The sequence below is a fragment of the Streptomyces sp. CBMA123 genome (assembly GCF_014596465.1).
Taxonomy (GTDB): Bacteria; Actinomycetota; Actinomycetes; order Streptomycetales; family Streptomycetaceae; genus Kitasatospora.
This window is the reverse complement of record NZ_MECK01000360.1, coordinates 1-4,347: the sequence shown is the minus strand read 5'-3', so window position 1 is coordinate 4,347 and position 4,347 is coordinate 1. Positions and strand designations below refer to the sequence as shown.

Genomic DNA, 4,347 nt, shown 5'->3' with positions numbered 1-4,347 from the left:
TGCGGGGCGAGGGTGCCGGTGCCGCCGGTGATGAGGACGGTGCCGCGCAGTGGCCGGGCCTCCCGGCGGGTGGCGGTCTCGGCGCGGACGATGCGGCGGGCGTAGGCGCCGGAGGGGCGGATCGCCACCTGGTCCTCGTCGCGGGCGGCCAGCACGGCGGCCAGCCGCTCGCCGCCGCGCCGGTCGAGCTCCTCGGGCAGGTCGACGACGCCGCCGAAGCGCTGCGGGTGCTCCAGGGCGGCCGTCCAGCCGAGGCCGTGGACCTGCGCCTGGACCGGGTTGGCGATCCGGTCGGTGCGCCCGGCGGCGACGGCGCCGCGGGTGAGGCACCACAGCGGCGCGTCCTGGCCGGTGTCGCCGAGGGCCTGGATCAGCGCGAGGGTGAGCGCGACGCCTTCGGGCAGGGCGGGGTGGCGCTGGCTCGGGTGCTCGGCGGTGGCGAGCAGCGAGACGATGCCGCTCGGTTCACCCGGGTCGAGCCGCGCGGCGAGCCGCTGCCGGTCGGTGCAGGTGTCGTCCAGGACGAGCCGCTCGACCGTGGCGCCGTGCGCGGTCAGCGCCTCGGCGACGTCCTCCCCCTCTCCGTCCACGGCGGTGACGAGCAGCCAGGTGCCGTCCAGGCGGGCGGAGGTGACGGGCACCGGCTTCCACGTCGCCCGGTAGCGCCAGGAGTCGAGCGTCGAGCGCTCCCGCCGGCGGCGGTGCCAGTCGGAGAGCGCGGGCAGCACCGGCGCGAGCGCGCCGCTGTCGATGCGCAGCCGGGCGGCCAGCGCCTCGACGTCGGCCTCCTCGACCGCGCTCCAGAACTCGCCGTCCTCCGGCTCCCCGCCGGGGCGCGGCGCGACGGCCCAGAGGTGCTCGTGCTGGAAGGCGTAGGTGGGCAGCGGCACGCGGCGCCCGCCGGCCGTACGGGCGGACCAGTCGGCCCGTCCGCCGCGGACGAAGGCCTCGGCGAGCGAGGCGAGGAAGCGGTCGGTGCCGCCCTTGTCGCGGCGCAGGGTGCCGACGGCGGTGGCGCGCCCGCCGAGGTCCTCGGCGGTGGCCTCGATCGCCATGGTGAGCACCGTGTGCGGGCTGACCTCGACGAACAGGCCGTGGCCCTGGGCCGTCAGCTCCCGCACGGCCGGGTCGAAGCGCACCGGGTTGCGCAGGTTGCGGTACCAGTAGCCGGCGTCCATGGCGGTGGTGTCGAGCCAGTCGCCGGTGACGGTGGAGAAGAACGGCACCTCGGCGGTGCGCGGGCGCACGGGGGCGAGGGCGGTCAGCAGGTCGTCCCTGAGGAGTTCGACCTGGGCGGAGTGCGAGCCGTAGTCGACACTGATCCGCCGGGCGCGCAGGCCCTCGGCCTCGAACTCGGCCATCAGCTCGTCGAGTTCGCCGGCCGGACCGGCGACGACGACGGTCCGCGGCCCGTTCACGGCGGCGACGGCGAGCCCGCCGCCGCGCGAGCGCAGCCGCTCCTCGGCCTCCTCGGCGGACAGCGGCACGGAGACCATCCCGCCGGAGCCCGCGAGGACGCGGCCGATGAGCCGGCTGCGCAGCGCGGCCACGCGGGCGCCGTCCTCCAGGGAGAGCGCCCCGGCGACGACGGCCGCGGCGATCTCGCCCTGCGAGTGGCCCACCACGGCGTCCGGCTGGATCCCGTGGGCGCGCCACAGCTCGGCGAGGGCCACCATGACGGCGAAGGTCGCGGGCTGGACGACGTCGACGCGGTCCAGCGCGGGCGCGCCCTCGGCCTGGCGCAGCACGTCGGGCAGTGACCAGTCGACGTGCGCGGACAGGGCCGCCGCGCACTCGGCGATCCGCGCGGCGAACACCGGCGACTCGTCGAGCAGTCGGGCGCCCATGCCGGCCCACTGGGAGCCCTGGCCGGGGAAGACGAAGACGGTGCGGCCGCCGTCCTCGGCGAGGCCGTGGACGGCGTTGGGCGTGGACGCGCCGGCGGCGAGCGCGGCGAGGCCCTCGCGCAGTTCGGCGGTGTCGGCGCCGAGCACGACGGCGCGGTGCTCGAAGAGGGCGCGGGTGGTCAGCAGGGTGTGCGCGACGTCGTGCGGGCGCAGGTCCGGCTCGGCGTCGAGGTGGTCGGCCAGACGCGAGGCCTGGGCGCGCAGGGCGGCGGGGGTACGGGCGGAGAGCACCCAGGGCACGACGCCGTCGGACGGATCGGCGACCGGGGCCTCGGCAAGGGCGGGCGCCTCCTCCAGCACGACGTGCGCGTTGGTGCCGCTGATGCCGAAGGAGGAGACCGCGCAGCGGCGGGTCCGCTCGCCGGCCGGCCAGGGTGTGGCCTCGTTGAGCAGGGCGACGGTGCCCGGGGTCCAGTCGATGTGCGAGGACGGCTCGCCGGCGTGCAGGGTGGCCGGGAGCACGCCGTGGCGCAGCGCCTGGACCATCTTGATCACGCCGGCGACACCGGCCGCCGACTGGGTGTGGCCGATGTTGGACTTGACCGAGCCGAGCAGCAGCGGGCGCTGCGGGTCGCGGTCGCGCCCGTACGCGGCCTGGAGCGCCTGGGCCTCGATCGGGTCACCGAGGGCGGTGCCGGTGCCGTGCGCCTCGATGGCGTCGACGTCGTCGGGGGTGAGGCCCGCGTTGTGCAGGGCCTGGCGGATGACGCGCTGCTGGGACGGCCCGTTGGGCGCGGTGAGCCCGTTGGAGGCACCGTCCTGGTTGATCGCGGAGCCGCGGATGACGGCGAGCACCTGGTGGCCGTTGCGCTCGGCGTCGGAGAGCCGCTCCAGGACGACGACGCCGACGCCCTCGGCGAGGGTCATGCCGTCGGCGGCCTCGGAGAAGGCCTTGCAGCGGCCGTCGGCGGCCAGGGCGCGCTGGCGGCTGAAGGCGATGAAGGCGTTCGGGTTGGTCATGACGGTGGCGCCGCCGGCGAGCGCGAGGGAGCTCTCGCCGCCGCGCAGCGACTGGCAGGCCAGGTGCAGCGCGACGAGCGACGAGGAGCACGCGGTGTCGACGGTGACGGCCGGACCCTCCAGGCCGAACAGGTAGGCGAGGCGGCCGGAGAGCACGCTCGGGCTGGTGCCGGTGACGGCGTGCCCGGCGGAGCTGTCGTCCATGCCGAGCCCGTACTCCTGGTACGTGGAGCCGATGAACGTGCCGGTCGCACTGCCGTGCACGGAGGTCGGGTCGATGCCCGCGGATTCGAGGGCCTCCCAGGTGGTCTCCAGCAGCAGGCGCTGCTGCGGGTCCATGGCGAGGGCCTCGCGCGGGGAGATGCCGAAGAACGCGGCGTCGAACTCGCCGGCCTCGTGCAGGAACCCGCCCTGGGTGGAGTAGGTGCGGCCGGGGGTGTCCGGGTCCGGGTCGTAGAGGCCGGTGTCCCAGCCGCGGTTGTCCGGGAACTCGGAGACGGCGTCGGTGCCCTCGGTGACGAGCTGCCACAGCCGGTCGGGGCTGCCCGCGCCGCCGGGGAAGCGGCAGCCCATGCCGACGATGGCGATCGGCTCGTCCGGGTCGGCGGCGGCGGCCGGCGGCGCCGTCACGTCCTGCGGTCCGTCGAGCAGTTCGCCGCGCAGGAAGGCGGCGAGCGCGACAGGCGTCGGGTGGTCGAAGGCCATCGTGCTGGGCAGCGGCAGGCCGGTCAGCGCGGCGAGCCGCTTGCGCAGCTCGACGGCGGTCAGCGAGTCGAAGCCGGCGTCCCGGAAGGCGCGCTTCTCGGGCACGCCGTCGACGGAGCCGTGGCCGAGGACGGCGGCGGCCTCGCGGCGCACCAGGTCGACGAGCAGGCGGTCGCGCTCGGCCTCGGACAGGCCGCGCAGGCGGCGGACGAGGTCGGAGGCGGCGCCCGCGTCGGCCGCGGCGCCGCGGGCGAGGGCGCGGACCTCGGGGAGCTCGTCGAACAGGACGCTCGGCCGGGCGGCGGTGAAGACGGGGACGTAGCGCTCCCAGTCGACGTCCGCGACGGTCACCGTGACGTCCTCGTGGACGATCGCGCGGCGCAGCTCGGTGAGGGCGGTCTCCGGGGTGAGGAAGCGCAGGCCCTGGCGCCGCAGGCCGTCGGAGACGGCCTCGTGGGCGGCCATGCCGGCGCCGGCCCACGGGCCCCAGGCGATCGAGGTGGCGGTCAGCCCGCGGGCGCGGCGGTTCTCGGCGAGGGCGTCGAGGTAGGCGTTGGCGGCGGCGTAGGCGCTCTGGCCCGCGCCGCCCCAGACGCCGGCGACGGAGGAGAAGAGGACGAAGAAGTCCAGGTCGTGGTCGGTGAGGAGGGCGTCGAGGTGGGCGGCGCCGTGGAGCTTGGCGGCGGTGAGCGCGGCGACCTCGGCGACCGGGGTGTCCGCGAGCGGGGCGGCCTGGCCGACACCGGCGGCGTGCACGACGCCGGTCAGCGGGTGC

Annotated in this window: 1 protein-coding gene; it reads right to left on the bottom strand. The window is 76.7% G+C overall.

Features of this window, described 5'->3' with window-relative positions; all coding sequences use genetic code 11:
* Positions 1 to 4,347, bottom strand: a 4,347-nt coding sequence (locus BG452_RS30560) for a type I polyketide synthase (RefSeq protein ID WP_188307597.1), incomplete at both ends; no start/stop codon positions are given.